The organism is Umezawaea endophytica (genome assembly GCF_025061645.1).
Lineage (GTDB): Bacteria > Actinomycetota > Actinomycetes > Mycobacteriales > Pseudonocardiaceae > Umezawaea > Umezawaea endophytica.
The window spans coordinates 134582-160016 of record NZ_JANYMP010000016.1 but is presented as its reverse complement, the minus strand read 5'-3'; the positions used below and the strand labels follow the sequence as shown (position 1 = coordinate 160016).

Annotated in this window: 24 protein-coding genes; 11 read left to right on the top strand and 13 right to left on the bottom strand. The window is 70.6% G+C overall.

The window, feature by feature from the left end:
- Positions 1 to 2: 2 nt before the first annotated feature.
- Positions 3 to 743 carry an anti-sigma factor family protein gene (locus tag NZH93_RS29880; RefSeq protein WP_259626574.1) on the top strand — a complete coding sequence of 247 codons (741 nt, stop codon included), beginning with the start codon at positions 3 to 5 and terminating at the stop codon, positions 741 to 743.
- A 19-nt stretch (positions 744 to 762) separates the two neighbouring features.
- On the opposite strand, the gene NZH93_RS29875 is transcribed toward NZH93_RS29880, so the two are convergent.
- Complete coding sequence (locus tag NZH93_RS29875) at positions 763 to 1104, bottom strand: DUF742 domain-containing protein (protein ID WP_259626573.1); 342 nt, start codon at positions 1102 to 1104, stop codon at positions 763 to 765.
- Between the two features lie 433 nt (positions 1105 to 1537).
- On the opposite strand from NZH93_RS29875, the gene NZH93_RS29870 reads away from it, so the two are divergent.
- The 4 genes from NZH93_RS29870 to NZH93_RS29855 are packed head-to-tail and all read left to right on the top strand — an operon-like array spanning position 1538 to position 4921.
- Positions 1538 to 2422 carry an ABC transporter ATP-binding protein gene (locus NZH93_RS29870; protein ID WP_259626572.1) on the top strand — a complete coding sequence of 295 codons (885 nt, stop codon included), beginning with the start codon at positions 1538 to 1540 and terminating at the stop codon, positions 2420 to 2422.
- Between the two features lie 50 nt (positions 2423 to 2472).
- Positions 2473 to 3246 carry an ABC transporter permease gene (locus NZH93_RS29865; protein ID WP_259626571.1) on the top strand — a complete coding sequence of 258 codons (774 nt, stop codon included), beginning with the start codon at positions 2473 to 2475 and terminating at the stop codon, positions 3244 to 3246.
- The gene (locus tag NZH93_RS29860) at positions 3243 to 4322 is read left to right on the top strand and encodes a sensor histidine kinase (protein ID WP_259626570.1); all 1080 of its coding nucleotides are present in this window, start codon (positions 3243 to 3245) and stop codon (positions 4320 to 4322) included. The genes NZH93_RS29865 and NZH93_RS29860 overlap by 4 nt, the downstream gene beginning before the upstream one ends.
- Positions 4319 to 4921 (top strand): response regulator transcription factor, encoded by a 603-nt coding sequence (locus NZH93_RS29855; RefSeq protein ID WP_259626569.1) that lies wholly within the window; start codon positions 4319 to 4321, stop codon positions 4919 to 4921. Before NZH93_RS29860 ends, NZH93_RS29855 begins: the two co-directional genes overlap by 4 nt.
- A gap of 117 nt (positions 4922 to 5038) precedes the next feature.
- On the opposite strand, the gene NZH93_RS29850 is transcribed toward NZH93_RS29855, so the two are convergent.
- The 10 genes from NZH93_RS29850 to NZH93_RS29805 form a co-directional block, all read right to left on the bottom strand.
- On the bottom strand, positions 5039 to 5641 hold the full coding sequence (locus NZH93_RS29850) for a DUF1349 domain-containing protein (protein ID WP_259626568.1): 603 nt from the start codon (positions 5639 to 5641) through the stop codon (positions 5039 to 5041).
- A 31-nt stretch (positions 5642 to 5672) separates the two neighbouring features.
- On the bottom strand, positions 5673 to 6266 hold the full coding sequence (locus NZH93_RS29845; protein WP_259626567.1) for an FMN reductase: 594 nt from the start codon (positions 6264 to 6266) through the stop codon (positions 5673 to 5675).
- Positions 6267 to 6285: 19 nt separating this feature from the next.
- Entirely contained in the window at positions 6286 to 7245 is a 960-nt protein-coding gene (locus tag NZH93_RS29840) for a magnesium transporter CorA family protein (RefSeq protein WP_259626566.1), read from the bottom strand.
- A gap of 13 nt (positions 7246 to 7258) precedes the next feature.
- Complete coding sequence (locus NZH93_RS29835) at positions 7259 to 8026, bottom strand: pirin family protein (protein ID WP_259626565.1); 768 nt, start codon at positions 8024 to 8026, stop codon at positions 7259 to 7261.
- 60 nt (positions 8027 to 8086) lie between these two features.
- Positions 8087 to 8977 (bottom strand): SRPBCC family protein, encoded by an 891-nt coding sequence (locus tag NZH93_RS29830; protein ID WP_259626564.1) that lies wholly within the window; start codon positions 8975 to 8977, stop codon positions 8087 to 8089.
- Complete coding sequence (locus NZH93_RS29825) at positions 8974 to 9297, bottom strand: ArsR/SmtB family transcription factor (RefSeq protein ID WP_259626563.1); 324 nt, start codon at positions 9295 to 9297, stop codon at positions 8974 to 8976. Before NZH93_RS29825 ends, NZH93_RS29830 begins: the two co-directional genes overlap by 4 nt.
- Positions 9298 to 10380: 1083 nt before the next feature.
- The gene (locus NZH93_RS29820) at positions 10381 to 11421 is read right to left on the bottom strand and encodes a family 2 encapsulin nanocompartment cargo protein polyprenyl transferase (protein ID WP_259626562.1); all 1041 of its coding nucleotides are present in this window, start codon (positions 11419 to 11421) and stop codon (positions 10381 to 10383) included.
- Positions 11422 to 11448: 27 nt separating this feature from the next.
- Positions 11449 to 12846: a family 2B encapsulin nanocompartment shell protein gene (locus NZH93_RS29815; protein WP_259626561.1), complete on the bottom strand. Its 1398-nt coding sequence runs from the start codon at positions 12844 to 12846 to the stop codon at positions 11449 to 11451.
- 48 nt (positions 12847 to 12894) lie between these two features.
- A complete protein-coding gene (locus tag NZH93_RS29810) occupies positions 12895 to 14313 on the bottom strand; it encodes a family 2B encapsulin nanocompartment shell protein (RefSeq protein WP_259626560.1) in 1419 nt (472 codons plus the stop codon).
- A gap of 377 nt (positions 14314 to 14690) precedes the next feature.
- Positions 14691 to 15662, bottom strand: coding sequence for an ABC transporter substrate-binding protein (locus tag NZH93_RS29805; RefSeq protein WP_259626645.1), 972 nt, complete (start codon positions 15660 to 15662; stop codon positions 14691 to 14693).
- A 174-nt stretch (positions 15663 to 15836) separates the two neighbouring features.
- Here NZH93_RS29805 and NZH93_RS29800 point away from each other — a divergent pair, with 174 nt between their 5' ends.
- From NZH93_RS29800 to NZH93_RS29790, 3 genes are read left to right on the top strand one after another with little or no spacing between them, the layout of a single operon-like run.
- The gene (locus NZH93_RS29800; RefSeq protein WP_259626559.1) at positions 15837 to 16340 is read left to right on the top strand and encodes a YflT domain-containing protein; all 504 of its coding nucleotides are present in this window, start codon (positions 15837 to 15839) and stop codon (positions 16338 to 16340) included.
- 21 nt (positions 16341 to 16361) lie between these two features.
- On the top strand, positions 16362 to 17219 hold the full coding sequence (locus NZH93_RS29795; protein ID WP_259626558.1) for an NAD(+)/NADH kinase: 858 nt from the start codon (positions 16362 to 16364) through the stop codon (positions 17217 to 17219).
- A gap of 9 nt (positions 17220 to 17228) precedes the next feature.
- Complete coding sequence (locus tag NZH93_RS29790) at positions 17229 to 18077, top strand: sigma-70 family RNA polymerase sigma factor (protein ID WP_259626557.1); 849 nt, start codon at positions 17229 to 17231, stop codon at positions 18075 to 18077.
- 63 nt (positions 18078 to 18140) lie between these two features.
- On the opposite strand, the gene NZH93_RS29785 is transcribed toward NZH93_RS29790, so the two are convergent.
- Both NZH93_RS29785 and NZH93_RS29780 read right to left on the bottom strand, forming a co-directional pair.
- Positions 18141 to 19340 carry a cytochrome P450 family protein gene (locus tag NZH93_RS29785; RefSeq protein WP_259626556.1) on the bottom strand — a complete coding sequence of 400 codons (1200 nt, stop codon included), beginning with the start codon at positions 19338 to 19340 and terminating at the stop codon, positions 18141 to 18143.
- A gap of 128 nt (positions 19341 to 19468) precedes the next feature.
- Positions 19469 to 20812, bottom strand: a complete 1344-nt coding sequence (locus NZH93_RS29780) for a cation:dicarboxylate symporter family transporter (RefSeq protein ID WP_259626555.1) — start codon at positions 20810 to 20812, stop codon at positions 19469 to 19471.
- A gap of 329 nt (positions 20813 to 21141) precedes the next feature.
- On the opposite strand from NZH93_RS29780, the gene NZH93_RS29775 reads away from it, so the two are divergent.
- From NZH93_RS29775 to NZH93_RS29765, 3 genes are read left to right on the top strand one after another with little or no spacing between them, the layout of a single operon-like run.
- Complete coding sequence (locus tag NZH93_RS29775; RefSeq protein WP_259626554.1) at positions 21142 to 23319, top strand: NHL repeat-containing protein; 2178 nt, start codon at positions 21142 to 21144, stop codon at positions 23317 to 23319.
- Positions 23316 to 24302: an AAA family ATPase gene (locus NZH93_RS29770; protein ID WP_259626553.1), complete on the top strand. Its 987-nt coding sequence runs from the start codon at positions 23316 to 23318 to the stop codon at positions 24300 to 24302. The genes NZH93_RS29775 and NZH93_RS29770 overlap by 4 nt, the downstream gene beginning before the upstream one ends.
- Positions 24299 to 25408, top strand: coding sequence for a DUF58 domain-containing protein (locus NZH93_RS29765; RefSeq protein ID WP_259626552.1), 1110 nt, complete (start codon positions 24299 to 24301; stop codon positions 25406 to 25408). Before NZH93_RS29770 ends, NZH93_RS29765 begins: the two co-directional genes overlap by 4 nt.
- The last annotated feature ends 27 nt before the right edge of the window (positions 25409 to 25435 follow it).

Below are 25435 nucleotides of genomic sequence, written 5' to 3'. Positions count from 1 at the left end.
AGGTGACAGCGCTGCCGGACCACATCGACGTGGCGGCGTATGTCCTCGGTGTCCTCGACGAGGACGAGGTGGACGCCTTCGAGAACCACCTCGCCCAGTGCCGCAAGTGCGCGCTGGACCTGAAGGACTTCGCCGTGCTTCCGGACCTCCTGGACGAGGCTGACCAGGCAGGACTCCTCCGGGGGACCGCTGGTGAACGCCCCGACGGGCGCTCGGTGCGCGCGATGTTGGACTCGGTTTCGATCGACCGCGGTCGCAAGCGGCGCAACTACGCGCTGGCAGCCGCCGCGGTGGCCGTCCTGCTGATGGGTGGCACCGCCGCCGCCACCGTCAAGCTCACCTCGGGCACCACCTCCACGGTGGCGCAGACGGCCCCGAACACCGGTACCCCGCCGAAGCAGTCGAACGTGGCGAACAACGAGACCGACGTGTTCCAGGAGCTCAGCCGCTCCGACCCCAAGACCGGGCTCAGCGCGAAGATCCACGCGCGTCCCGAGGCGTGGGGCACGTCCATCGAGTTCGAGGTCGAGGGCGCCAAGGGCCCCGGCCGGTGCGACCTGGTGGCCCTCACGCGCGACGGCGGGACGATGCCCGTCACGTCGTGGCTGGTAGGGGCCCCGGCGCTGAACGGCGACAAGCCCGCCGTCGAGCTCAACGGTGGCGTGGGGATGCGGTGGAACGAGATCGCCGCGTTCGTCGTGAAGGACGCCAGTGGAGCGACGCTGCTCCACATGCCGACTTAAGACTACGGATTTCCGCAGGTCAGAGGTTCCGCAACCCGTTCAGCACCCGTTCCAGCAACGCCGTCGAAGGGCGGTTGTCCTGGATCTGGTCGTTGTGGTGGACGGTGATCAGGCTCAGGTCGGACATGTCCGCCAGGAGCACCCGCACGACCCCCAGCGGCAGCCTCAGGCGGGCGGAGACCTCCGCCACGGAGTGGGGGTCGCGGCACAGCGAACTGATGGTCCGGTGCTCGGCGGTGTCGGTCAGCGGATTGGGCGTGACCTGCTCGTTCGTGGTCACGATGGTCTCGATGTCGAGGGTGACGGACGAGCGGGTTCGGCCGCCCGTGAGGGCGTAGGGACGGACCCGGAAGTCGTTCATCAGTAGCTCCGCAGCGGTCGACGGGTGTCGGCGGCCTCCAGCACCTGAGGCCACAGCACTGTAACGACCCGACGGCGAACTGTCTCCAGGTTCTCAATACCTGGCATGTTCCGGCCGGTGGAGCTACGGATCGTGATCGGTGGCCGGAGCCCCGGAGTGGGCATTTAAAGTGCAGTTAAGGATCAAGCAAGTTTTATTTATTGCTACTTCGAAGTTCAATTCACCGATGGTGATCGGGATGCCGGGTGGAATTAGCACCGCGCCCCTCCTTCGTACCACTTCGATTCCCGCCTTCGCACGGCCTCGGCCTTTTACGATGCAGACCCGTGTCCTGGCGCTTGGACCACTGTCGATCTTGGGTTGACATTTGTCATCCGAGGTCCGTGACGCGGCATCACTACTGGGCCGCCCGCCGTCCGGCCAGGCTTGCCCCATGACATCGGTGCTGGAGGTTCAGGGGGTGCGCCACCGCTACGGCGGGACGGTCGCGCTGGACGGGGTGGACCTGGCTGTCGGCGCGGGGGAGTGCGTCGCGCTGCTGGGGCCCAACGGGGCGGGGAAGACGACGCTGGTGAACCTCGTGGTCGGGCTGCTGGCCCGCCAGGAGGGGTCCGTGCTGGTCGCCGGGGGAGACCCGCGGGTCGCGGCCACCCGGCGGGCGCTCGGCGTGGTGCAGCAGTCGCTCGGGTTCCCGACGACGCTGAAGGTGCGCGAGCTGGTCGTGGGGGCGGCGGTCCGGGCGGGACTGCCCAGGTCCGCGGCCGGACCGGTCCTGGCCGAGCTGGGGCTCTCGGAGCTGGGCGGACGGCGGGCGGTCAAGCTGTCCGGCGGGCAGCGGCAGCGGTTGCAGCTCGCGATGGCGCTCGTGGGGTCGCCCGCGCTGTTGGTGATGGACGAGCCGACCGTGGGGCTGGACGTCGCCGCCCGCCGGGCGTTCTGGGCGACCGTCGCCGACCGGCGGTCCCGCGGTGTCGGCGTGCTCGTCACGACGCACCTGATCGAGGAGTCCGCCACCGTGGCCGACCGGGTCGTGGTGGTGGACAAGGGGAAGGTCGTCGCGTCCGGCACGCCGGACGAACTGATCGGTCTGCTGCCGGACCGCACGGTGATCGCCACCACCGCGCTGGACGACGCCCGACTGCTGGACCTGCCGGGGGTGCTGTCTCTGAGCCGGGACGGCGACCGGGTGCGGCTGCGGACCCGGTCACCCGAGGACGCGTTGCGGGTGCTGCTCGCACAGGACCCGACGCTCGCGGACCTGCGGGTGGAGCACGCGGGCCTGGAGGAAGCCGTGCTGAGCCTGGGGGCCGCGGCGTGAAGACCGACCGATCCGTTCCGAGCCCGCCGTCGAACCACCGGAGCCGCGCCATGAGCACCACCGCCGTCGACCTGCCCGCCGACCCCGTCGCCGCACGGCGACCCGTGTCCCTGACCAGGGTCTTCGCCGTGGAGCTCGCGGACGACCTGAGGGGTGTCGTCCGCGAGCCCACGGCGCTGTTCTTCTCGATCGTCATGCCGGTCGGGTTCTTCGTGCTCTTCGCGTCCATGTTCGGGAAGCAGAACAGCGGCATGCTGGCCACGTTCGGCACGTTCGGCGTGCTGGCCGTGACCCTGATGAACCCCGGCATGGGGGTGGCGAAGGACCGGGAGCGCGGCTGGCTGCGGGCCAAGCAGGTGTCCGCCGTGCCGGTGGGGGTGACGCTCGCGGCGAAGGTGGCGGCGGCGTTCCCCTACGCGGTCGGGGTGCTGGTCGCCATGGCCGTCGCTGCCGCCGCCACCGGCTCGCTGGCCGTGACGCCGGGGCAACTCGCCCGGCTGGCCCTGGTCCTGGTGCTGGGGGCCTTCCCGTTCGCCCTGCTCGGGCTGGCGATCGGGTTCCAGGCGAGCACCAACGCGTCGGCGGCGATCCTCAACGCGATCCTGATGCCCTCGGCCATCTTCTCCGGGCTGTGGATGCCGCTGGAGTTCCTGCCCGCGTTCTTCGGGCACGTGGCGCCGTTCCTGCCGTCCTACCACCTGGCGCGGATCGCGCTGGCGCAGATCGGGCCCGGCGAGGTGCTGTCCCACGCCCTCGTCCTGCTCGGGATGACGGCCGTCACCGGGGCGCTGGCCGCCCTGTCCTATCGTTTCGCTCGACCATGAAGACTTCACGACTGCGCGTGTGGACCTGGGTGCACCTGGTCTACCTGGTGCTGCCCGCGTTCCAGCCGATCTTCGACCCCGAGGCGGGCGCGGGGGACTGGGTGCTGGTCGGCGTCATCATCGGGGGCTTCCTGCCGATGTACGCGATGTCGCTGCTGAGGCCCTGGCAGGCCCGCTGGTGGCTGACGGTGCCCGCGACCGTGCTCGGCGTGGCCACGATCCTGTTCAACGCGGGCGCGGCGATCCTGTTCGTCTACGCGGCGGCGTGCGCCGGGCTGACCGAGACGCGGCGGACGGCGCTGCGGTGGATGGGCTTCCTCACCGCGTTGACGCTGGGCTTCGCCACGGTCTCCACGGTGCCGATGCCGTACCTGCTGTGGAACGTCATCCCGCCGGTGATCTTCATCTGGGTGATCGGGCTGGTGCAGATCGCGGAGGCCGCGCGGGCTCGGGACCACACCGAGCTGCGGATGGCCAACGCGCGCATCGAGCACCTGGCCACGGTGTCCGAGCGCGAGCGGATCGCGCGGGACCTGCACGACCTGCTGGGGCACTCGCTGACCGCCGTGGTGATGCGCGCCCAGCTCGTGAAGGAACTGGTGGACCTGGACCCGGCGCGGGCGCGGGCGGAGGTGCTCGAGATCGAGCGCACCGCCCGTGACGCCCTCGCCGAGGTGCGGGCCACCGTGAGCGGCTGGCGGCAGGCCAGCCTGGAGGCCGAGTTGGACGCCGCCCGAGGGGCGCTGGCGAGCGCCGGGGTCGAGCTGCACGTGACCCGCGACCCCGACCTGGAGCTGGTGGGGTCCACCGAGCACCAGTTGGCGCTGGCCGTGCGCGAGGCCATCACGAACGTCGCCCGGCACGCTGGCGCCCGCGAGTGCCACGTCGGCATCCACGCCGTCGACGGCGAGCTGCGGGTCGTGGTCGCCGACGACGGCGTGGGCGGCCAGGGCGTCGACGGCAACGGGCTGTCCGGGATGCGGGAGCGGATCGCCGCGCTGGGCGGCCGGGTGCAGCGCACGGGCACCGAGGGCACGACCGTCACGATCGCCGTACCCCTGCGGGTCGCCACGTGATCCGGGTCGTGCTGGCCGAGGACCAGGGCATGGTGCTCGGGGCGTTCGCCGCGCTGCTGGACCTCCAGCCGGACGTCGAGGTCGTCGCCGGGGTCGCGGACGGGGACGCGGCGCTCGCGGCCGTCGCGGAGCACCGGCCCGACGTGCTGCTGACCGACATCGAGATGCCCGGCCGGTCCGGGCTGGACGTGGCGGCCGAGCTGCACCGGCGGGGCGACCCGACGCGCGTGCTGATCGTGACCACGTTCGCCCGCGGCGGGTACCTGCGCCGGGCGCTGGAGGCGGGCGTGCTCGGGTACGTGCTGAAGGACGCGCCGATCGCCGAACTCGTCGCCGCGCTGCGCAAGGTGCACGCGGGGGAGCGGGTCGTGTCGCCGGAACTGGCCGTGGCGGCGTGGGACTCGGCCGACCCGCTGACCGACCGCGAACGCGAACTGCTGCGGGAGGTCGTGGAGGGCGCGTCCAACGCGGAGATCGCCCGCCGCCTGCACCTCGCCGAGGGTACCGTGCGCAACTACCTGTCCACGGCGATGGCGAAGCTGAACGCGCGCAACAGGTCCGAGGCCGCGTCGATCGCCCGCGAGCGGGGCTGGCTCTGAGGGGCACGGCCTGCTCGACGCGCTGACCGTCCGGCAGGCCGCCGCGTACGGGGGCTCAGGTTCCACCTCGACGACGTCGGCTTCGCGGCGCGGCTCCCGTTCGTCCTGGGCTGACCGCTACCGGCCGTCGTACAGGTGCGCGAGCCGCGTGGCGTCCAGGCTGATGTCGTCGAACCGCACCCGGCAGCCCGCGCCGATCGGCGACTGGACCACCAGGCCCACCCCGACCGGGCGCGGGGCGCCGAGGGTGAACTGCCGCAGCAGCCGCCAGTTCCGGCCGTCGGTGGAGTGGTGCATCGCGCAGCCGCCGTCGAAACCGCTGAGGCGCAACCACATCGCGTCGGCGTCCGCGGCGGGGCCGATCGCGTCGTCGGAGCGGCCGTCGCGGGTCACCACCGAGTACAGGGTCGGGACGCCGTCGGGCGACCGCTCGAAGGTGATCTTCGCCCAGGTGTGCTCGTCGGCGTGGACGAGCAGGCCCCCGGCGTCCCAGGACGCGCCGAAGTCCACGCGCAGCCTCGCCGTCAACTGCCACTCCTCGCCGGGCGGCGGGGTGAGCGCCCTGGCGGCGTCCTCCCTCGGCGCCTCGCCGAACGGGCTGCGGAACACGTCGGTCCTCGCCGCCGCCGTGGCCACGACCGCCGAGCCCTCGACCGTCCAGGACGGCGGCTCCACCAGCCAGGCGTAGGACGTGCCCGCCACCGCGAACTCGGTTTCCACGGTCTCTCCGATCCGTTGGGGGAGAAGGGGTTCAGCGCTTGCGGAGCGCCGCGAGCTGCTCTTCGAACGGGACGACCGCCTGCTCCTGGGCGACGGGCGCGGGCCGGTTCGCCATCAGCGCGGCCAGTTCGCCCGCCGCCTGGTCGACCCGCTTCGCGAGACCGTCGGCGCCCCAGTCCTCCGGCGCGGCGAACACGGCGGTCGGCACGACGGTGGCGCGCAGGTACGCGAACAGCGGGCGCAGCGCGAACTCCAGCGCGAGCGAGTGCCTCGCCGTGCCGCCGGTCGCGCCGATCAGCACCGGCTTGCCCACCAGCGCGGTGTTGTCGACCACGTCGAAGAACGACTTGAACAGACCGCTGTAGGACGCGGTGAAGATCGGCGTCACGGCGATCACGCCGTCGGCGCCGGTGACGGCGTCCAGCTCGGCCTGGAGCTTGGGACTGGCGAAGCCGTTGGTCAGGTTGTGCGCGATGTCGGTCGCGACGTCGCGCAGTTCGACCAGGCGCACCTCCACGCCGGGCAGGTGCTCGCGGGCGGCCGCGGTCAGCCGGTCCGCCAGCAGCCGGGTCGAGGACGGGGTGCTCAGCCCGGCCGACACGACGGCCAGCTCCAGCGCGTTCATCGAACTCTCCATTGTGGACTCACAGCCAGTCGCGCTTCTTGAAGCTCAGGTACAGGAAACCGGAAAGGGCCAGTATGGCCACTGTGGACACCCAGAAGCCGGACGGCTTCTCGAAGCCCGGATAGGGCAGGTTCTGCCCGTAGAAACCGGTGATGGCGGTCGGGACCGCGATGATCGCCGCCCAGCTCGTCACCTTCTTCATGATCATGTTCATCACGTTGCCCTGCGCGGTCAACTGGGTCTCGCGCAGCGTCGTCGTCATCTCCCGCAACGACTCCGTCCAGTCCGTCACCCGCAGGACGTGGTCGTGGACGTCCTGGAAGTACGGCCGCAGCTCGTCGGTGACGATCGGCTGGTCGGCCCGCAGCAGCCCGCCGACCACGTCGGCCATCGGCAGCTCGACCCGCCGGAGCACCACCAGGTTCTTGCGCAGCCGCAACGCCCGGCCCTGCACGGCCTTGTGGTCCGGCCGCTCCTCGAACAGGGCGTCCTCCAGCGCCTCGACCTCGTCGTCCAGCGCCTGCGCCGCGGCGAGGTGGCCGTCGACGATCGAGTCCAGCAGCCCGTGCAGCAGGTACCCCGCGCCGACCGACTCGACGCCGCCCGGCGCGTCCCACCGCTCCAGCACGTCGGCGAAGTCGAAGTCGTCCCGCACCGTGATCAGCGCCCGTTCGGTGATGAACGCGGACACCTCCGACGGCACGAGCCGGTCGCCCTCGAACCGGACGGCCTTCGCCTTCAGGAACGAGTTGCCGTCGAACTGCTCGAACTTCGGCCGCTCGTGCTCGGTCAGCGCGTCCTCGACGGCGAGCGCGTGCAGCCCCAGTTCCTCGGCGACCGTCGTCAGGTCGGCCTCGGTGGGCGAGCGGAAGTCCACCCACACCACCGAGTCCGGGTCTTCGAGGTGCTTCGACACCTCGTCCAGCGGGAAGTCCGACGCTGCGAGCGTCCCCTGGCGGTAGAGCCGCGTCCTGGCCATGCCCGAAGGCTAGTCAGCCGGCGAGGGTGGCGTGCATCTCCCACACCAGCACCTCGGACGCTTCACCCGCCGTCACGCGCTGACCGCCCGTCGCGGTGAACCGGACGGCGTCGCCCTCGGCGAGCGGCCCCGCGCCCTCCAGCGTCACCGCTCCGCGCGCCACGAACAGGTGCAGGTACGGCGCGTCGGGCAGTTCGACCGACTGGCCGGGCTGGAGGCGGGCGGCGTGCAGCGCCGCGTACCGGTTCCTGATCCGGATGGCGGACGCCCCGTCGTGGACGTCCATCCCCGACGCGACCGGCACCAACCCGCCGCTGAGCAGCTCGGCGTCGATCTCCAGTTGCTCGTAACCCGGCGTGATCCGGTTCTCGTCGGGCACCACCCACATCTGGACGAAGTGCACGGGCTCCTGGTGAGTGGCCCCTTCGAGCCGCCACGAGTCGTTCTTCTCCGAGTGCATGATTCCGCTGCCCGCGCTCATCCGCTGCGCCAGGCCGGGGTAGATGATCCCGGAGTGCCCGGTCGAGTCCTGGTGCACGAGCGACCCCTGGAGCACCCAGGTCACGATCTCCATGTCCTTGTGCGGATGCGTCTCGAACCCCGAGCCAGGCGTGACGATGTCGTCGTTGTTCACCAGGAGCAGGCCGTGGTGCGTGTTGGCCGGGTCGTAGCGGTGACCGAACGAGAACGAGTGCTTCGAGTCCAGCCAGGAGATCTTGGTGGCGTCGCGCTCGGCCGAACGCCGCACGTCCACCTTCGGCTGCAAGGTGCTCCGGGTCATGACCGACCTCCTGGGTTGATGTGTCACCTACGTATAGCCACAACCTAGTTGCCGCTGCAACTATTCCCCGGCAGGGGAGTAGCGCTCGCGCAGTTTCTCGACCCGGTCCTCCGGCCACGGACACCGGATCTCACCGAACGTGGCCGCGAAGAACAACTCCAGGTGAACATGCCAGGCGGCCAGGACGGACGCCGCGTCCGCGCCCACCGGCAGGTCGTGGGTCAACTCGACCCGCGTGCCCTCCTCCGGGTCGTGCACGATCTCCCACCGCACCGCCCCGTACGCCAGCACGCGCGGCGCCTCCACCACGGTCAACGGCTCGGCAGGCACGTATCCGTTGACCGCCCGCACCGACGGCTCACCACCCACCGCGGGCTCGGAGCCCTCCACCAACAACGCCCACACGTCCGCGGCGGGCCTCCACACCAAATCCCGAACAAACCGAACCAGCCTCCCCTCCAGGCTCCCTACATCCAGCCCGAACTCCCGGATGTACCCCTCCATCGGCCCGAGCCACCCGGACGGCCCCTCGAACCCCCGCCCGTCCAGGAGGGCGTCCAACGCGTCCAGGCACACGTCCCACCCCACCGCGTTCCGCCCGGCCGCGATCCGACCACCACCGATCACCTGGGTGAACCGGATCAGGCACCCGTCGTCGATGGACGACAGTTCGAAGCGGAGGACGTCGTTGTTCCAGCGAAAGGTGAACACCTCGGGAGGATCCACTTCCAGCACCTCACCCGTGCTGCTCCCGTCCACCGGGGCTTGGTCGGGGAAGGTGAAGCGCATGGCGGCGCCGGGGATCAACTCCAGGTCGACCGACGCGGGAAACCAGACGGCCAGGTGGTCCGCCTCGGTGATCGCCCGCCACACCTTCGCGACCGGATGCTTCACCGTTCGCTCGAACCTCAGCACGGGCCTGCCGTCGACCGTCTCCAGTTTCGCGCTCATCCCCTGGTTCCTTCCTCGGGCATCGTGTCGAGGTGGCGTTCGAGGGCGTCGAGGCTGTTCTCCCACATGCGGCGGTACGGGGCCAGCCAGGCGTCGATCTCGGCGAGCGGCGCGGGTTTGACGCGGTACCAACGCCGTTGGGCCTCTTGGCGGACGTCCACCAGACCGGCTTCGCGGAGGACTTTGAGGTGTTTGGAGACCGTGGGTTGGGTGAGGGTCAGGCGGTCGACGAGGTCGTTGACGGGGCGTTCGCCGTTGCGGAGGAGGTCGAGGATTTCGCGCCGGTTGGGGTCGGCCAGTACGGCGAAGGTAGATGCCATGGGGGGAATATAGCCAGGGTGGCATACTCAAGCAAGTGGCGCTGGGTTGTGCGACGCTGACTGAGATGGGTGGTCGAGTGTCCGGAGGCTCAGTGATGGTTCGAGCCGTTCTGGTTGTGGTGGTTGCGGTTTTGGCGAGCGCTTGTGGGGCGGCGCCGTCGGAGAGTCCCGGGTCGACGTCTTCCGTCGTGACGTTCTCGGCTGAGCGTCCATCTGGTGCGCCGTCGTCTGTGGTGCCGACGTCTGCGGTGCCGACTGGGGCGGTGTCGACTTCTGTGGTGCCGACTGGGGCGGTCGAGCCGGTGGGGAAGACGTGCACGGTTCCGGCGGTGGTCGGGATGGTGCATCAGACGGCTCAGGACACGATGCAGAGCAGTGGGTTGTACGTGCTGCTGGAGAGGGACGCGTCGGGGCAGGGTCGGTTGTTGATCAACGATCGGAATTGGGTCACCACTGCGCAGACACCCGCCGCTGGTGAGGTCGTGGATTGTGGCGTCGAGGTCACGTTGTCAGCAAAGAAGATAGGCGAATAGGCGGTCCGGCGTTTTCCAGTAGCGTCGTTGGTGTGGTCGATTTGACTTGGGGACCCCTCTTTTTGGCCCTTTGTCGGCCAAAAGGACAGGTGGAAAGCTGTCAAGCCGACAAATTTTAGGGCCAAAAACCCCAAGTAAAATCGACCACGCTACCAGCGCAAGTCCGGTAGCGAGATGCGCACGCAACGGCACAAAACGCAAAACGTAAGAACAAGGGCATGAAAAGCCGGGAATCCAACAACCCGCAGCCACCGGGAGGCCCTAGAACCGTGGCCGATTTTACTTGGGGGATTCGACCCTTAAACTTGCGCCGGGCGGCAGCTTCACCTTCTGCCCTTTAGTGCCCGGCGAAGGGTCGAATCTAGGGGCCCCAAGTCAAATCGGCCACCCCACGCTGGAACTCGCACCGCAAAACACCCCCACCAGGCCACACATGCAGCAAGCCCCGGAACTCCCGAGGTGACCACACCCACACCAACCCACCCCCCAACCGCCAAAAGCCCCGCACCCCCCCACAACAGAAAGGGAGGGCACGGGGCAAAAACCACCCTCAATGATCCCGATGCGAAGCGAGCTCAGCCACCGCGTCCAACTCCGCCGCCGCCCGAGCCGTAGGCTCAGCCGCCACCAAATGCCCCCGAGCCCGACTCAACAAATCATCCGCCCGAGCCTGACTCCAAGCCCTCCCCCCAGCCAAATCCACCAAATCAGCAGCCCGCCGCAAATCATCACCCGACAACGGATGATCCGAGTGGTACAGCAAGTCCAGTTCCCGCCCAGCCTCCGTCCCCGAATTCAAAGCCGCCACCACAGGCAACGACTTCTTCCGATTCCGCAGGTCCGAGAACACCGGCTTCCCGGTCACCTCAGGATCCCCCCAGATCCCCAACAGGTCGTCCGCGAACTGGAAGGCCAACCCCAGCGCCTCCCCGAACCCCCGCAGGTGCGCCACCTGATCGGGGTTCCCGCCACCGAACAGCGCCCCGATCTCGCAAGCGCACCCGAGGAGGGCCCCGGTCTTGCCCTCGGCCATCTTCACGCACTCCAGCAGGTCCACGTCCCCGCGCTCCTCGAACGCGAGGTCGGCGGCCTGGCCGTCCAGCAGGGCCTGCACGGCGACGCTGATCATCCGCACCCCCTGCTGGGCGGTGGGGTGTCCGCTGTCGGCCAGCACGTCCAGGGCCAGCATGAGCATCGAGTCGCCCGCGAGGATCGCCGAGTTGATCCCGAACACGCTCCACGCCGTCGGCCGGTGCCTGCGGGTCGTGTCGTGGTCCATCACGTCGTCGTGCAGCAGCGAGAAGTTGTGCACGAGTTCGACCGCGACGGCGCCGCTCATCGCGGCCGCGGCGACCCCGCCCACGGCTTCCGCCGCGAGCAGGGTGAGTGCGGGGCGGATGGCCTTCCCGCCGTTGCCGCCGGTGACCTGACCGTGCTCGTCGCGCCACCCGAAGTGGTACCCGGCGATGGTCCGCATCGACTCGGGCAGCCTGTCGACCGCCGACCTGAGGGCCGGTTCGACGCCGAACCGGCTCCACGACAGCACCTCGTGCGCCGAGCGGACCCCCTGCTTGTCCTCGACATCGGTCATGACCAGTCCTTCCTCACCAGCGTCATCTCAGCGGTCGATCTCGACGTTCTCGAGCACTCCGAGCGCGTCGGGGACGAGCACAGCCGCCGAGTAGTAGGTGCTGACGAGGTAGGACATGACCGCCCTGTCGTCGATCCCGGTGAACCGCACCGACAGGCCGGGCTCGTACTCGTCCGGCAGGCCGGTCTGGTGCAGGCCGATGACGCCGTTGTCCTGTTCGCCCACGCGCATCGCGAGGATCGAACTGGTGCCGTTCGAGCTGATCGGGATCTTGTTCGACGGCAGGATCGGCACCCCGCGCCACGTGTTCACCTTGGTGCCGTTGAAGTCCATCGGCGTCGGGTAGAGGCCGCGCTGGTTGAGCTGGCGGCCGAACGCGGCGATCGTGCGCGGATGGGCCAGGAAGAACCCGGTCTTGCGGCGGCGGCTGAGGAGGTTGTCCATGTCGTCCGGCGTGACCGGGCCGGTGCGGGTGTGCAGCCGCTGCTTGAGGTCGGCGTTGTGCAGGAGGCCGAAGTCCGGGTTGTTCAGCAGGTCGTGCTCCTGCCGTTCCCGCAGCGCGTGCACGGTCAGCCGGATCTGCTGCTGGAGCTGGTCCATCGGCTGGTTGTAGAGGTCCGCGACACGGGTGTGGACCCGCAGCACGGTCTGGGCGACGCCCAGCTCGTACTCGCGCGGGGACAGCTCGTAGTCGACGAACGTGCCGGGCAGCTCCACCTCGCCCTCGTGTCCCGAGGCCATCTCGATGGACGCCTCACCGGCCTTGTTGCTCGGCTTGCCCGCGTTGGCGACGAACGCCTCGATGTGGGCGCGCAGCGCGTCGGCCTGGCCGTTGAGCGCCTGCACCTCGCGCCACGGCAGGACGAGCACGATCACCGGGGTGACCGCCCTGACCGTGAACGGCCACTCGTCGACCGTCCCGGTCAGCACCTCGTCGCCGAAGTGGTCGCCGTCGGCGAGCACGCCGAGCGACGTCTCCTCGCCGTACTCGCCGACCCCGGTCGCGCTGACCTTGCCGTGCGCGATCAGCACGACCTCGTCGGCCGCCCGGCCCGCCTGGACGACCACCTCGCCCGCCGCGTACTCGCGCTGCTGGAACCGGTCGGCCAACGCGGCGAGCACGCCGTCGTCGGTGAACCCGCGCAGCACGGGCAGTTCACGCAGCTCCTGCGGCACCACCTTGACCACGGTGCCGGTGTTGGTGAAGCTCACCCGCCCGTCGCCGACGGCGTAGGTGAGCCTGCGGTTCACGCGGTACGCGCCACCGTTCGCCTCGACCCACGGGAGCGTGCGCAGCAGCCAGCGGGGCGTGATGCCCTGCATCTGCGGCGCCGACTTCGTGGTCGACGCGAGGTTCCGCGCGGCCCTCGTGCTCAGGCTCGAAGGCGCGGTGGCCTCGTCGAGCCCCGGATCTGTCACCGTCACGTGTCTTCCCATCTCCTGTCTTGCCTGCGCCGGACGGACGGGTCGAACTCAGCCCTCACGGCCGATCTCGACGTTCTCCAGGACACCGAGCGCGTCCGGGACCAGCACGGCCGCGGAGTAGTAGGCGCTGACCAGGTACGAGATGACCGCCTTCTCGTCGATGCCCATGAACCGCACGGACAGGCCGGGCTGGTACTCGTCGGGCAGGCCGGTCTGGTGCAGGCCGATGACGCCCTGGTTCTGCTCGCCGGCGCGCAGCAGCAGGATCGAGCTGGTGCGGGTCGAGCTGACGCCGATCTTGTTGCACGGCAGGATCGGGACGCCCCGCCACGACGGGACCTGGTGGCCGCCGAGGTCGGTGGACGCCGGGTAGAGGCCGAGCTTGCTGCACTCGCGGCCGAACGCGGCGATCGTGCGCGGGTGGGCGAGGAAGTAGCTGGGCTCCTTCCACACCGTGGCCAGCAGGGAGTCCATGTCGTCCGGGGTGGGCGGGCCGGAGCGGGTGTGGATGCGCTGGCCCAGGTCCGCGTTGTGCAGCAGGCCGAACTCGCGGTTGTTGATCAGCTCGTGCTCCTGGCGCTCGCGCAGCGCCTCGATGGTCAGGCGCAACTGCTGCTCGACCTGGTCCATCGGCTGGTTGTAGAGGTCCGCGACGCGGCTGTGCACGCGCAGGACCGTCTGGGCCACGCTCAGCTCGTACTCGCGCGGGGACAGCTCGTAGTCGACGAACGTGCCGGGCAGCTCCACCTCGCCCTCGTGCCCGGAGGACATCTCGATGGCCGCTTCGCCGCTCTCGTCGCGCTTGCCGTTCTCGCCGCGCGCCCGTGCGTGCTGGATGTGCTCGCGCAGGCCGCCCGCCGCGCCGTTCATCTCCTCGAACGAGCGCCAGTCCAGGGTCAGCACGGTGACGGGGGTGACCGCCTTGACCGTGAAGTCCCACTCGCCCTGCGGGCCCGCGAGGACCTCGCCGCCGAAGTGGTCGCCGTCGGCGAGGACGCCGAGTGCCGTCGTGTCGCCGAACTCGCCGACGCCGATCTTGTTGACCTTGCCGTGCGCGATGAGGAACACCGCGTCCGCGCGCTGCCCGGACTCGACGATGAGGTCGCCGGGGGCGTACTCGCGCTGCACGAACTTCAGCGACAGCGCGGCGAGCACCGCGTCGTCGTCGTACCCGCGCAGCAGCGGCAGCTCGCACAGCTCCTGCGGGATCACCCGGATCTCGGAGCCGGTGTTGGTGAACGTCACCCGGCCGTCGCCGACCGCGTAGCTCAGCCGCCGGTTGACCCGGTAGGCGCCGCCCGCGGCCTGCACCCACGGCAGGACCTTCAGCAGCCACCGCGAGGAAATGCCCTGCATCTGCGGCACGGACTTGGTCGTGGTGGCCAGGTTCCTGGCCGCGGCCGTCGCCAAGCTCGATTGCGCACGGCCCGCATCCACGTCCGACGAGGGGTTGTCCGTCACAGTCACCCGTGTTACCGCCTATCCGCTTGCGCGCCTCTGTGGCGCGTAGTGGGAATTCAATTCACGAACAATGGACTTGTTCGTGGCGGTCAGACGTTAACCAGCGGCGGCACGTGTGCGGAAGCGGCCAATGCGGCGTCCTTCAATGGTGTGACCAGCGCTGTTGGCAGGCACGCGCCGTGCACATGGGGGACGGATCACACTACATCGGGTGAAAATTCCGGGTCGACACGATTGATTCGCGTCGACCCGGAATAAATCACTCCAATGCCGCAATGATGATCACTCGAAGGTGTGTCTCAAGCTCCGGAATTGGTGAATGGTGTCAGGTGATTACGCGACCGTGGAGAAAAATTCCCACGGTCGATGAAGCTGGAAAAGGCCTACTTCTGCAAAGCGGCGGTGAACAGCGGCACCGCGTTCTTGATCGCGTACGACGTGCCGAGGGTCGATCCGCTGGAGAACGCGTCCGACAGGGCCTTGTCCTCCAGGATCACCAGGTGCCCGGCCTTGGCCGACGGGATGCCGTTGAGCACCGGGTCGGCCTTCAGGACGGCCGCGTCGCCGCCGATGGGGAACATCACCGTCAGGTCGGAGTCCAGCAGGGCGAGCTGCTCGGTGGAGATGTCCACGTAGAACGAGCCCTTGGCCAGCGAGTCGACGTCCTTCTTGGTGCCGAAGCCCAGTTCCTTCATGAAGTCCACGCGGCTGTCGCCCGGCACGTAGGCGCCGTACTTGCCGCCGAAGAAGGCCCCGACCACGGCGGTCTTGCCGCTGAACGCCGCGGCGTCCTTGAACTCCTTCTCGACGCCCGCGATCAGCTCCTTGCCCTTGTCCGGCTTGCCGAGCGCCTTGGAGACCAGTTCGGTCTGCTGGCGCCAGGTCGTGCCGTAGGGGATGACGTCCTTGGGCGCGGCGATGGTCGGCGCGATCTTCGCGAGCGTCTCGTGGGTCTTCTGGTCGAGGTTCGAACGGGTGTTGAGGATCAGGTCGGGCTGGAGCGCCGCGACGGCCTCGAAGCTCAGCTCCTGGGTGCCGAGGATGGTCGGCGCCTTCTCGTAGAGGCCCTTGGCCCACGGGCCGACGCCCTCGCCGCCGAAGGCCAGCCAGTCGCTCGCGCCGATCGGCTGCACGCCCAGCGCGAGCGCCGTCTCGGCGTCCGACCAGCCGAGCGCGACCACGCGGGTCGGTGCCTTCTCGACGGTGACCTGGCCGAACGCGGTGTCGACGGTCACCGGGAACGCGGAACCGGCGCCCGACGGCGCGTCGCTGGTCGCGGGGGTGGAGGAACTGCCGCAAGCGGCCAGGGAGGCGGTGAGGATGGCTGTCAGTAGCCCGATGGCGGCGCGCTTCATGTTCACCCGTTCGTTCTAGTGTTTAGGTAACCCTAAGCTAACATGCTGGTGGGGTCGGCTGAGAATCCCCTGTGAAGTCCGCGTGAGCGGCACGATTCAGCGGGGGCCGCGCGTTGAAGGGGGTGTAAGAGGACGAAACGCCCCCACGAGGGGTCGTTCACAGAGGTGAGTGAGATGACAGCGTTCATGCAGTCCCCGTCGACGGTGAACATCCCGACGCTGCCCGAGGGATGGCCGATCGCTTCCTACAACACCTACGCCGAGGCCCAGCGCGCGGTCGACTACCTCGCCGACAGCGCCTTCCCCGTGCAGGGCATCACCATCGTCGGCGTCGAGCCGATGCTGGTGGAACGCGTCGCCGGTCGTCTGACCTGGGGCCGCGTGCTCGGCAGCGCCGCGGCGTCCGGAGCGTGGCTCGGTCTCTTCGTCGGCCTCCTCCTCAGCCTGTTCACGCCGAACGCCGGGTTCGCGCCGATCGTCATCGGCCTGGTCGGCGGTGTCCTGTTCGGACTGGCGACGTCCGCCGCCCGCTACGCCGCGACCAGGGGCCAGCGCGACTTCGTCTCGGTCAGCCAGGTCGTCGCCCGCCGCTACGATGTGCTGAGCATCCCGACCAGCGCCCAGCGCGGTCGCGACATGCTCGCCACCCTGGCGATGAAGGCCCCGCAGGCGAGCTGACCCGGACGTAGAGTCCGGGGCATGACGGAGATCGGTGCGGTGGGCCTCGTCCTGCACCCGCGCAGGGACTGCGCCCAGGTGATCGGCACCATGGTCGACTGGGCGCGGTCCCGCGACATCAAGCTGTTCGGCGTCGAGTCGGAGGTGGAGCGCGCCAAGGGCGCGGTCTCCTCCGTCGACGCCGCCGACCTCGCCGACCGGGTCGACCTGCTGGTCAGCCTCGGTGGCGACGGGACGATGCTGCGGGCCATGAGGCTCGGCATCCCCGACCGGACCCCCGTGCTCGGGGTGAACCTCGGCAAGCTGGGCTTCCTGGCCGAGATCGACCCGCCCGAGCTGTCCGACGCGCTGTGCGCGATCGACGAGCACCGGTACACCACCGAACCCCGGTCTGGGCTGCGCGCGGTGACCGAGGGCAAGACCGCGGTCGCCTTCAACGACATCGCCCTCGTCCGGGTGCCGGGCAACGGCATGGCCGCCGTGCGCCTGCACGTCGAGGGCCACCCGTTCGTCAGCTACTCCGCCGACGCCGTCGTCGTGGCCACGCCGACCGGGTCCACCGCCTACAGCTTCTCCGCGGGCGGCCCGATCATCTCGCCGCGTGCCGAGGGCCTGCTGATCACGCCCGTCGCCCCGCACTCCACGTTCAACCGGGCGGTGTTCCTGTCCGGCGGCGAGAAGCTGGCGCTGGAGATCACCGGCGGCCAACTGGGCGTCGAGGCCGATGGGCTGCTCATCGGGCACGTCGGCGTCGGGACCGTGATCGACATCGAGGTGCTGCCCGCCGCGGCCCAGGTCGTCCGGCTCGGTCGGACGACCTTCTACCAGCGGGCCCAGCGCAAGTTCGGGCTGAGCGGCTTCACGTCCACGGATTCCTAGGGGCGGCGCGTGAACGGGAACACCGCTCTGGCCGCGCGGTTCGAGGCCGACCGGCCGCGGCTGCGGGCCGTGGCGCACCGGATGCTCGGTTCGACGAGCGAGGCCGACGACGCCGTGCAGGAGGCGTGGCTGCGGCTGGACCGCTCGGACACCTCCGAGGTGGGGAACCTCTCCGGCTGGCTGACCACGGTCGTCGCCCGCGTGTGCCTCGACGTGCTGCGCTCCCGCAAGTCCCGGCGCGAGGAGCCGCTGCCGACCGAGGACCCGGCGGGTGGCGTCGACCCCGAGCACGAGGCGCTGCTGGCCGACTCCGTCGGGGTGGCGCTGCTGGTCGTGCTCGACACCCTCGCCCCCGCCGAACGTCTGGCGTTCGTGCTGCACGACCTGTTCGGGGTGTCGTTCGTCGAGATCGCGCCGATACTGGGGAAGTCACCCGCCGCCGCCCGCCAGCTCGCCAGCCGGGCCCGCCGCCGGGTGAGGGGCACCGAGTCCGCCCCCGACCCGCACCGCGGCCGGGTGGTCGTGGACGCCTTCCTGGCCGCGTCCCGCGAAGGCGACTTCGCGGCCCTCCTCACCCTGCTCGACCCCGACGCGGTCGTCCGCTCCGACGCCGCTGCCGCCGCGGCGGGGTCCGACGCCGAGGTGCGCGGGCGCGACGCCGTGGCGGCGTTCTTCAACGGCCGCGCCAAGCACGCCCGGTCGGCGTTCGTCGACGGGCTCGCGGGAGCCGCGTGGGCACCCGGCGGCACACCGAGGGTGGTGTTCGACTTCGTCGTCTCCGACGGCCTGGTCGTCGCGATCGACGTGCTGGCCGACCCGGACCTGCTGGCGGGACTGGACCTGGAGCTGGTGGACTAGCCGTTCCCACCCGCGGTAGACGGCTCCCGCGGGTGGGCCATGGCCGGGACCGGGCGGACCGGGTTACCGCGGCGTGAAGCGCACGGGCAGCGACAGCGGGCCGCGCATGATGCCGCTCGACACCCATTCCAGCTCGTCGAGCGGCACGGAGGGGCGCAGGTCGGGGATGCGGCGCAGCAGGGTCTCCAGTGCGGTGGCGGCTTCCAGCCGCGCCAGCGGGGCGCCGAGGCAGTGGTGGACGCCGTGCCCGAACGACAGGTGGCGGACCCCTTCGCGGGACACGTCCAGCACCGCGGGGTCGCCGGGGACGGGTGTGTCCCGGCTGGCCGACGACAGCGCCACCATGACCACCTCGCCGCGGGTGATGGCCGTGCCGCTCAACACCAGGTCCGCGTTGGCGTAGCGGGGTGTGGCGTGCTCGACCGACGAGTCGTAGCGCAGGAACTCCTCCACCGCGCCCGGTACCAGCTCGGGCCGCGCCCGCAGCAGGTCCGCCTGCTCCGGGGCGCGCAGCAGCGCCACGAGCGCGTTGCCGAGCAGGTTGACCGTGGTCTCGTGGCCCGCGACGACGAGCAGCACCGCCGTGCCGACCAGCTCGACCTCCGACAGCCTGCCGTCGTCCTCGTCCCGCATGGCCACCAACGCCGACAGCAGGGCGTCGTCCGGCTCCCGACGCTTGGCCGCCACCAGGTCGGCGAGGTAGCGGTTCAGGTTCTCGCCCGCCGCCCGCTGCGCGTCCGACGGTGCCGTCAGCATGAGCGAACTCCACGCGCGGAAGTCGCCGCGGTCGTGCCGCGGCACACCGAGCAGCTCCGAGATCACCGCCACCGGCAGGGGAGCGGTGAACGCCTCCACCAGGTCCACCTCGCCCTTCGGCGCGAGCGCGTCCACCAGTTCGTCGGCGATCTCCTGGACGCGCGGACCGAGCCGCCTCGTGCGGGCGGGGCTGAACGCGCCCGCGACCAGCCGTCGCAGCCGGGTGTGGTCCGGCGGGTCGGCCACCAGCATGTTGCCGCCGAGCCCGACGCCGGTCCGGTGGCTCGTGTAGCCCGCCGCCTCCAGCACGTCCAGCGAGGGCGTGGGGTCCTTGACCAGCGCGGGGTGCAGGAGCGCGTCCTGCGCGGCGTCGTGGCCGACCACCAGCCAGCCCTCGATGCCGTTGGAGAACCGCGAGCGGTGCACCGGACCCAGCCGCCGCAGTTCGGCGTACCGCGCGGGCGCGTCGGCCTTGAACTCGGCGGTGATCGTCACGAGCTCGGACATCCCTGACCCCCTCGTCGCTGCCTGGCGAACCACGCCACGCTACGGGGAGGGCCGGGTCGGGCAACGGCGCTGAAAGGGTGGTTCGGGCAGCGAAGGGCCCGGACGCCGAGACGTCCGAGCCCTTCGACCTAAGCGCGTTCGGGCACCTTCTCCGGTTCCGGGGTGTCCTCCTCGCGGTCGAGCATCGTGGCCTCGTCGAACGGGTCCGCGCCGCTGAACACGCGTTCCGCCTGCGCCTTGTCGAACTCGCCGACCCAGTTGCCGATCAGGACGGTGGCGACCGCGTTGCCCGCGAAGTTCGTCAGCGCCCGCGCCTCGGACATGAAGCGGTCGATGCCGACGATGAGGCCGACGCCGTCGAGGAGTTCCGGCCGGTGGGCCTGGAGGCCGCCCGCCAGGGTCGCGAGACCGGCGCCGCTGACGCCCGCGGCGCCCTTCGACGCGATGATCATGAACAGCAGCAGCGAGATTTGCTCGCCGATCTGCAACGGCGTGCCGAGCGCGTCGGCGATGAAGATCGACGCCATGGTCAGGTAGATCGCCGTGCCGTCCAGGTTGAACGAGTACCCCGTCGGCACGGTGATGCCGACGACCGGCCGTGCGACGCCGAGGTGCTCCATCTTGGCGATCAGGCGGGGGAGCGCGGACTCCGACGAGGACGTGGAGACGATCAGCAGGAACTCCCGGCCCAGGTACCGCAGCAGGTTCAGGATGTTCACGCCGGTGCCGAACTTCAGCACCAGGCCGAGGATCACCAGGACGAAGATCAGGCAGGTGATGTAGAAGCCGAGCATGATCTGGAGGAGGCTGGCAAGCGCTTTCCAGCCGGTTTCGCCGACGACGGCGGCGATGGCGCCGAACGCGCCGACCGGGGCGGCCCACATGATCATGGCCAGCACGCGGAACACCAGGCGCTCGAAGTGCTTCACGCCGCGCAGGATCGCGTCGCCCGACGCGCCGAGCTTGGGGATCGCGAAGCCGATCAGCAGCGCCACGAACAGCGTCTGGAGGACGTTGCCCGCGGTCAGCGGCGACACGAGCGTGTCGGGGATGATGCCCAGCAGGAACTCGGTCGTGGACTGGGCTTCGGCGCTCGCGGCCTTCTCGCCCGCCTTCCTGGCGGTCTCGGACAGGTTCAGGCCCTCGCCGGGCTTGATGATGTTGCCGACGACGAGTCCGATGGCGAGCGCGAACGTCGACATCACCATGAAGTAGCCGAGTGCGAGGCCGCCGACCTTGCCGACGGTGGCGGCCTTCCTGATGGAGCCGACGCCGAGCACGATCGTGCAGAAGATCACCGGGGCGATCATCATCTTGATCAGCGAGACGAACCCGGTGCCGACGGGCTTCAGCGCGACGCCGAACTTCGGGAACACGAAGCCGACGAGGATGCCGAGCAGCACGGCGATGATCACCGCGATGTAGAGGTAGTGCGTACGGTCGCGCTTCGGCGCGGTTGCCGTGTCTGACATGTGTGGGGCCTCCCGACAGGCTTTGCGTGCGCGACCGCAGGTGTCGCGACGGGTGGGATCCTCCTCCACCAGCGGCGTCGACGCAGTGGTGAGCGGTCTCATCAGGCGGCGTGTCGGGCTGCTTCGCCTTGAGCACTATTGCTTCAGTGTTGACTAAATTCAATTTAGGTGAACCATCCTCACGTGCCGGACCGAAGCACGTGCAGGGAACCGGAAGAGGGGTTCCGGGGTCCAACGCGCGGTGCGGGAACGGCGTTGCGCCATCCGGAGCAGTGGCGCGGAGTTGTCGTACCAGCGGGTTAGCATCCCCGCCGTCGAGGGAGGGCCTGATGGGCTTGGGGCAGCGCCTGGCGAGAGTCGGGCGGCGTGTGGTGGGCAGCGGTGGTCGTGAGTCGGCGAGCTTCGGGGCGGCGCTGGTCGGGGTGATGCTCCTGGCGGGGGCGGCCTTCGGCAACGGCATCTCGCGCACCGCCGTGTCGGTGTCGGACGGGCTCACCTGGCTGGGTGATGACGAGCGCGGCGAGGTCGTGCAGGTCAACCCCAGCTCCGGCAAGCCGCAGACCCGCTTGCAGATCAGCGGCGGCGACGCCCAGCTCGAGATCGCGCAGGACGACGGCACGCTCATCGTGCTCGACCGGCGCACCGGTCAGATCACCGTGATCGACCTGTCCACGCTGCTCTCCAGCGGTAGGCGGCAGGCCCCCGCCGGGGCGTCCGCCAAGGTGCTGATCGCGCAGGGCCGCGTGTTCGTGGTCGACCGGACCGCGGGCACGATCCACAACGCCGACCCCGTGACGCTCGCCGACATCGGCGCGGCCTGGTCGGCCGGTCAGCCGCTCGCGGACGTCGTGGTCGACGACAGCGGCCTGGTCTGGGCGGTGGACCACGGCGGCAACCTGCACGCGCTGGAGTGGTCGGACGACCAGGAGCGGTTCGTCGAGAAGTCCAACCGGCCCGTTCCCGGCGCGGGTCCGCGCACCGCGCTCGTGCCGCACGACATGGGCGTGACGCTGCTGGGCCTCGAAGGCGGGGTGGTCCTTCAGGACGGCACCGGCCAGCCGCTGTCGGTGATGACGGTGCAGCTCACCGGGGACGTGCTGGCCGCCGCAGGCAGCCCGAGCGACCTCGTGCCCGCCGCGGTCCCGGACTCCGGGGTCGTGGTGCTGGTCAGCGGTGACAAGGTGCTCCGCGTCGACGTGGCCGGGTTCGGCTGCTCGAAGCCCGGCCGTCCCGCGGTGTTCCGCGGCAAGGTCTACGTGCCGTGCCACGGCGCCGGGAAGGTCGTCGTGCTCGACGGCGGCGGCAAGAAGTCCGGCGACGACGTGCTGACGCAGGGTTCCGGCGACCCGGAGCTGGTGTTCGACGACGGCAAGCTGTTCATCAACACCCCCGGCGCGTCCCAGGGCGTGATCGTGGACTCCGACGGCACCACCCGGTCCGTGACGGTCCGCAGCCCGGACCTCGCCGTGACCGACCCGGACCGCGAGCCGCTGCCGACCGTGCCGCCGCCCCCGCCGCCGAGGCCGGAGGAGCTGCCGACCGGCACGCGCGTCAACAGCAACGGCAACCAGCCGCCCGCCGTGACGACCACCGTGGTGGCGCCCCCGACGACCACCGGGTCGGTGTCCGTCGACGGCGTGCCCGGCAAGCCGCCGGGTGTGTCGGTGTCGCTCAAGAGCCGGGACGCCTCCACCGTCGTCGTGACGGTGTCCTGGGGTGCGGTCACGCCTGCCACCGGGTACACCGTGACGGCGAGCGGGTCGTTCAGCGGCGGTAGCCGGACCGCCCAGGTGGCGGGTACGAGCACCGACCTGTCGATCCCCTGCGGTGGCAGCACGTTCTGCGCGTCGGGCAGCCTGGACGTGTCCGTGACGGCCTACAGCGGCGCGGGCACGAGTGCCGCGTCGACGGCGGCGTGGAGCGTCCCGCCGGCGGGCACGACGCCGCCGCCGGTGGTGACCACGACGACGCAGCCCCCGCCGCCGCCGCCGGTGGTCACGACGACGACCGAGCCGCCGCCACCGCCGGTGGTCACGACCACGACGACCGAGCCTCCTCCACCTCCGTCGCTGCCGCAGGCGGGCGCGACGCTGATCACCTCGATCACCGGTGGCGTCGCCTCGTACATCAAGACGGTGAACATGGCCTGGCCCGCGGACTGGGCGAGCCACAACGGGACGTGCGAGGTCGTCAACACCACGTTCGGCTACAGCACGCCGATCGCGTGCGGTACGACGCAGACGACCATCGACGCGGACATCGGCCCCAACCGGATCGTGGTGCGGGCGTACGCGGCCACGGGTGGTGGATCGGTCGACTCGCTGTCCAAGAGCACGACCGTGCGCGACCTGGAGCAGTGCGGCAACAAGCCGTGCCAGGTCCCGCGCAGCGCGCCGGAAGCACCCGAGTCCGCCCCGATGGGCGCGGGCGGGCTGGGCTTGATCGCCGTGGCGGCGCTGCTGCGCGTCGGCCGTCGGCGCGACGACGAGGAAGGCGAAGTCCGGTGACGACTCTGGAGAGCACGGCGATCGGCGAGGACGAGATCGCGGCGTTCCGGGCGCTGCACACGCGGCTGGGTGACGCGGTGGAGACGGCCGTGCGCGGCAAGCGCGACGTGGTCGACCTCGTGCTGGTGTCGATGTTCGCGGGCGGGCACGTGCTGCTGGAGGACGTGCCAGGCACCGGGAAGACGACGCTGGCGCGGGCCGTGGCGGGTGCGCTCGGCGGGGTGTCGCGGCGCGTCCAGTTCACGCCGGACCTGCTGCCGTCGGACGTGACCGGCACGTCGGTGTTCGACCCGCAGACCGCCGAGGTCCGGTTCCGGCCGGGTCCGGTGTTCGCGAACGTCGTGCAGGCGGACGAGATCAACCGCGCGGCGGCGAAGACGCAGTCCGCGCTGCTGGAGGTCATGGAGGAGCACACGGTCACCGTCGACGGCGTCGGCCACGCGGTGCCCGCGCCGTTCCTCGTCGTCGCCACGCAGAACCCGATCGACCTGGACGGCACGTACCGGCTGCCCGAGGCGCAGCTCGACCGGTTCATGATCCGCGTGTCCATCGGCTACCCGGACGTCGAGCACGAGCTGGACGTCCTGCGGCCGGGCAGCGGGGCGGGCCGGGTCGGCGCGGTGCCGACGGTGAGCAACCCGCACGAGGTCGCCGCGTACGGGCGCAGGCTCTCGCTGCTGCACGTGGCGGACCCGATCCTGCGCTACATCGGCGAACTCGGCACGGCGACCCGTGCGGACTCCCGGCTCCGGCTGGGGGCCAGCACGCGCGGTCTGCGGGCGCTCGTGCGCTGCGTCCAGGTCCACGCCGCCGCCCGCGGCAGGCACTTCGCCGTTCCGGGTGACGTGCAGGAGCTGGCCGTCGCCGTGCTGGCGCACCGGTTGGTGCTCACCAGGGAGGCGCAGCTCGCGGGCACGACCACCGCCGAGGTCCTGGCGGACGTGCTGTCCGGTGTGGACGTTCCCCGACCGGAAACCCGATGAGACTCACCGCGCGCGGCGCCGGAACACTGGTGCTGGGCGCCGTGCTCGCGGGACTCGGGCTGTGGTGGCGCTACCCCGGCGTCGCCGGGCTGGGGTTGGCGCTGGTGCTCCTGGTGGCGGCCGGTGTGGTCTCGGTGCGCACGACTGTGCCGGTCGCGGCGTCCCGCGACGTGCGGCCGCGCACGGTCCAGCGGCTGGCCGGGTGCACCGGCCGGGTGGAGCTGGTGAACCCCGGCAAGCGCTTGCCCGTCGTGCTCGACGCGACGGACCACGTGGCGGGCAAGCCCATGCCGGTCGACGTGCCGCTGCTGGCGCCCGGTGAGCGGACGGTGGTCGAGTACGCGATCCCGACCGACCGCCGCGGTGTGCTGCGCGTCGGCCCGCTCACGGTGCACCGCAGGGGTTTCGCCGGTCTGGCCGCCGCCAGGTCCGTGCTGGGCGAGGTGATCGACGTGCGGGTGGTGCCGCGGGTGCTGCCGGTGCGCGGCCTGCCCGGTGGGGTGCGGCGCGGGCACGTCGGCGCGGACGAGCGCGTCGAGAGCGGCGGCACGGACCTGGTGGGGCTGCGGGAGTACGTGGCCGGTGACGACCTGCGCAGGCTGCACTGGGCGACCACCGCTCGCACGGGGACGCTGATGATCCGCGAGGACGCCGACCCGTCGCTGCCGCACCTGGCCGTGGTGCTGGACGACGGCGTGGCGGCGTACGAGGACCCGGTGTCGTTCGAGGACGCCGTCGAGGTGGCGGCGTCGCTGGTCGGGGCGGCTGTCGAGAGTGGACACCCGGTGCGGCTGCTGACGTCGTCCGGGACGGTGGACGTGTCCGTGGTGGACGAGCCGTCGCTCGCGCTGGCGGCGTTGGCGGACCTGGAGCTGACCGGTGTGAAGCGGTCGGTGGGGCTGCGGGACCTGGACGTGGTCGCGGTGGTGTGCGGCGACTCGTCGGACCTGCCGTCGCTGCTGCTGGAGGTCGGCCGGGCGGCGTTCGGCGTGGTGCTGGCCGTCGCGCCCGAAGCGCCGGTGTCGGCCGTCGGCTCGGTGCTGGTGCTGCGCGCGCCGAAGGCGGACGACCTGGTGACGGCGTGGAACACGGTGGTGGCGAAGTGAACGCCACGTGGTTCGTCCACACCGGAC

Coding starts and splice junctions, on each gene's coding strand:
- NZH93_RS29875 (WP_259626573.1), bottom strand. CDS start 1,104: ATGAACGACTTCCGGGTCCGTCCCTACGCCCTCACGGGCGGCCGAACC.
- NZH93_RS29870 (WP_259626572.1), top strand. CDS start 1,538: ATGACATCGGTGCTGGAGGTTCAGGGGGTGCGCCACCGCTACGGCGGG.
- NZH93_RS29865 (WP_259626571.1), top strand. CDS start 2,473: ATGAGCACCACCGCCGTCGACCTGCCCGCCGACCCCGTCGCCGCACGG.
- NZH93_RS29860 (WP_259626570.1), top strand. CDS start 3,243: ATGAAGACTTCACGACTGCGCGTGTGGACCTGGGTGCACCTGGTCTAC.
- NZH93_RS29845 (WP_259626567.1), bottom strand. CDS start 6,266: ATGAACGCGCTGGAGCTGGCCGTCGTGTCGGCCGGGCTGAGCACCCCG.
- NZH93_RS29840 (WP_259626566.1), bottom strand. CDS start 7,245: ATGGCCAGGACGCGGCTCTACCGCCAGGGGACGCTCGCAGCGTCGGAC.
- NZH93_RS29835 (WP_259626565.1), bottom strand. CDS start 8,026: ATGACCCGGAGCACCTTGCAGCCGAAGGTGGACGTGCGGCGTTCGGCC.
- NZH93_RS29830 (WP_259626564.1), bottom strand. CDS start 8,977: ATGAGCGCGAAACTGGAGACGGTCGACGGCAGGCCCGTGCTGAGGTTC.
- NZH93_RS29825 (WP_259626563.1), bottom strand. CDS start 9,297: ATGGCATCTACCTTCGCCGTACTGGCCGACCCCAACCGGCGCGAAATC.
- NZH93_RS29820 (WP_259626562.1), bottom strand. CDS start 11,421: ATGACCGATGTCGAGGACAAGCAGGGGGTCCGCTCGGCGCACGAGGTG.
- NZH93_RS29805 (WP_259626645.1), bottom strand. CDS start 15,662: ATGAAGCGCGCCGCCATCGGGCTACTGACAGCCATCCTCACCGCCTCC.
- NZH93_RS29800 (WP_259626559.1), top strand. CDS start 15,837: ATGACAGCGTTCATGCAGTCCCCGTCGACGGTGAACATCCCGACGCTG.
- NZH93_RS29795 (WP_259626558.1), top strand. CDS start 16,362: ATGACGGAGATCGGTGCGGTGGGCCTCGTCCTGCACCCGCGCAGGGAC.
- NZH93_RS29785 (WP_259626556.1), bottom strand. CDS start 19,340: ATGTCCGAGCTCGTGACGATCACCGCCGAGTTCAAGGCCGACGCGCCC.
- NZH93_RS29780 (WP_259626555.1), bottom strand. CDS start 20,812: ATGTCAGACACGGCAACCGCGCCGAAGCGCGACCGTACGCACTACCTC.
- NZH93_RS29775 (WP_259626554.1), top strand. CDS start 21,142: ATGGGCTTGGGGCAGCGCCTGGCGAGAGTCGGGCGGCGTGTGGTGGGC.
- NZH93_RS29765 (WP_259626552.1), top strand. CDS start 24,299: ATGAGACTCACCGCGCGCGGCGCCGGAACACTGGTGCTGGGCGCCGTG.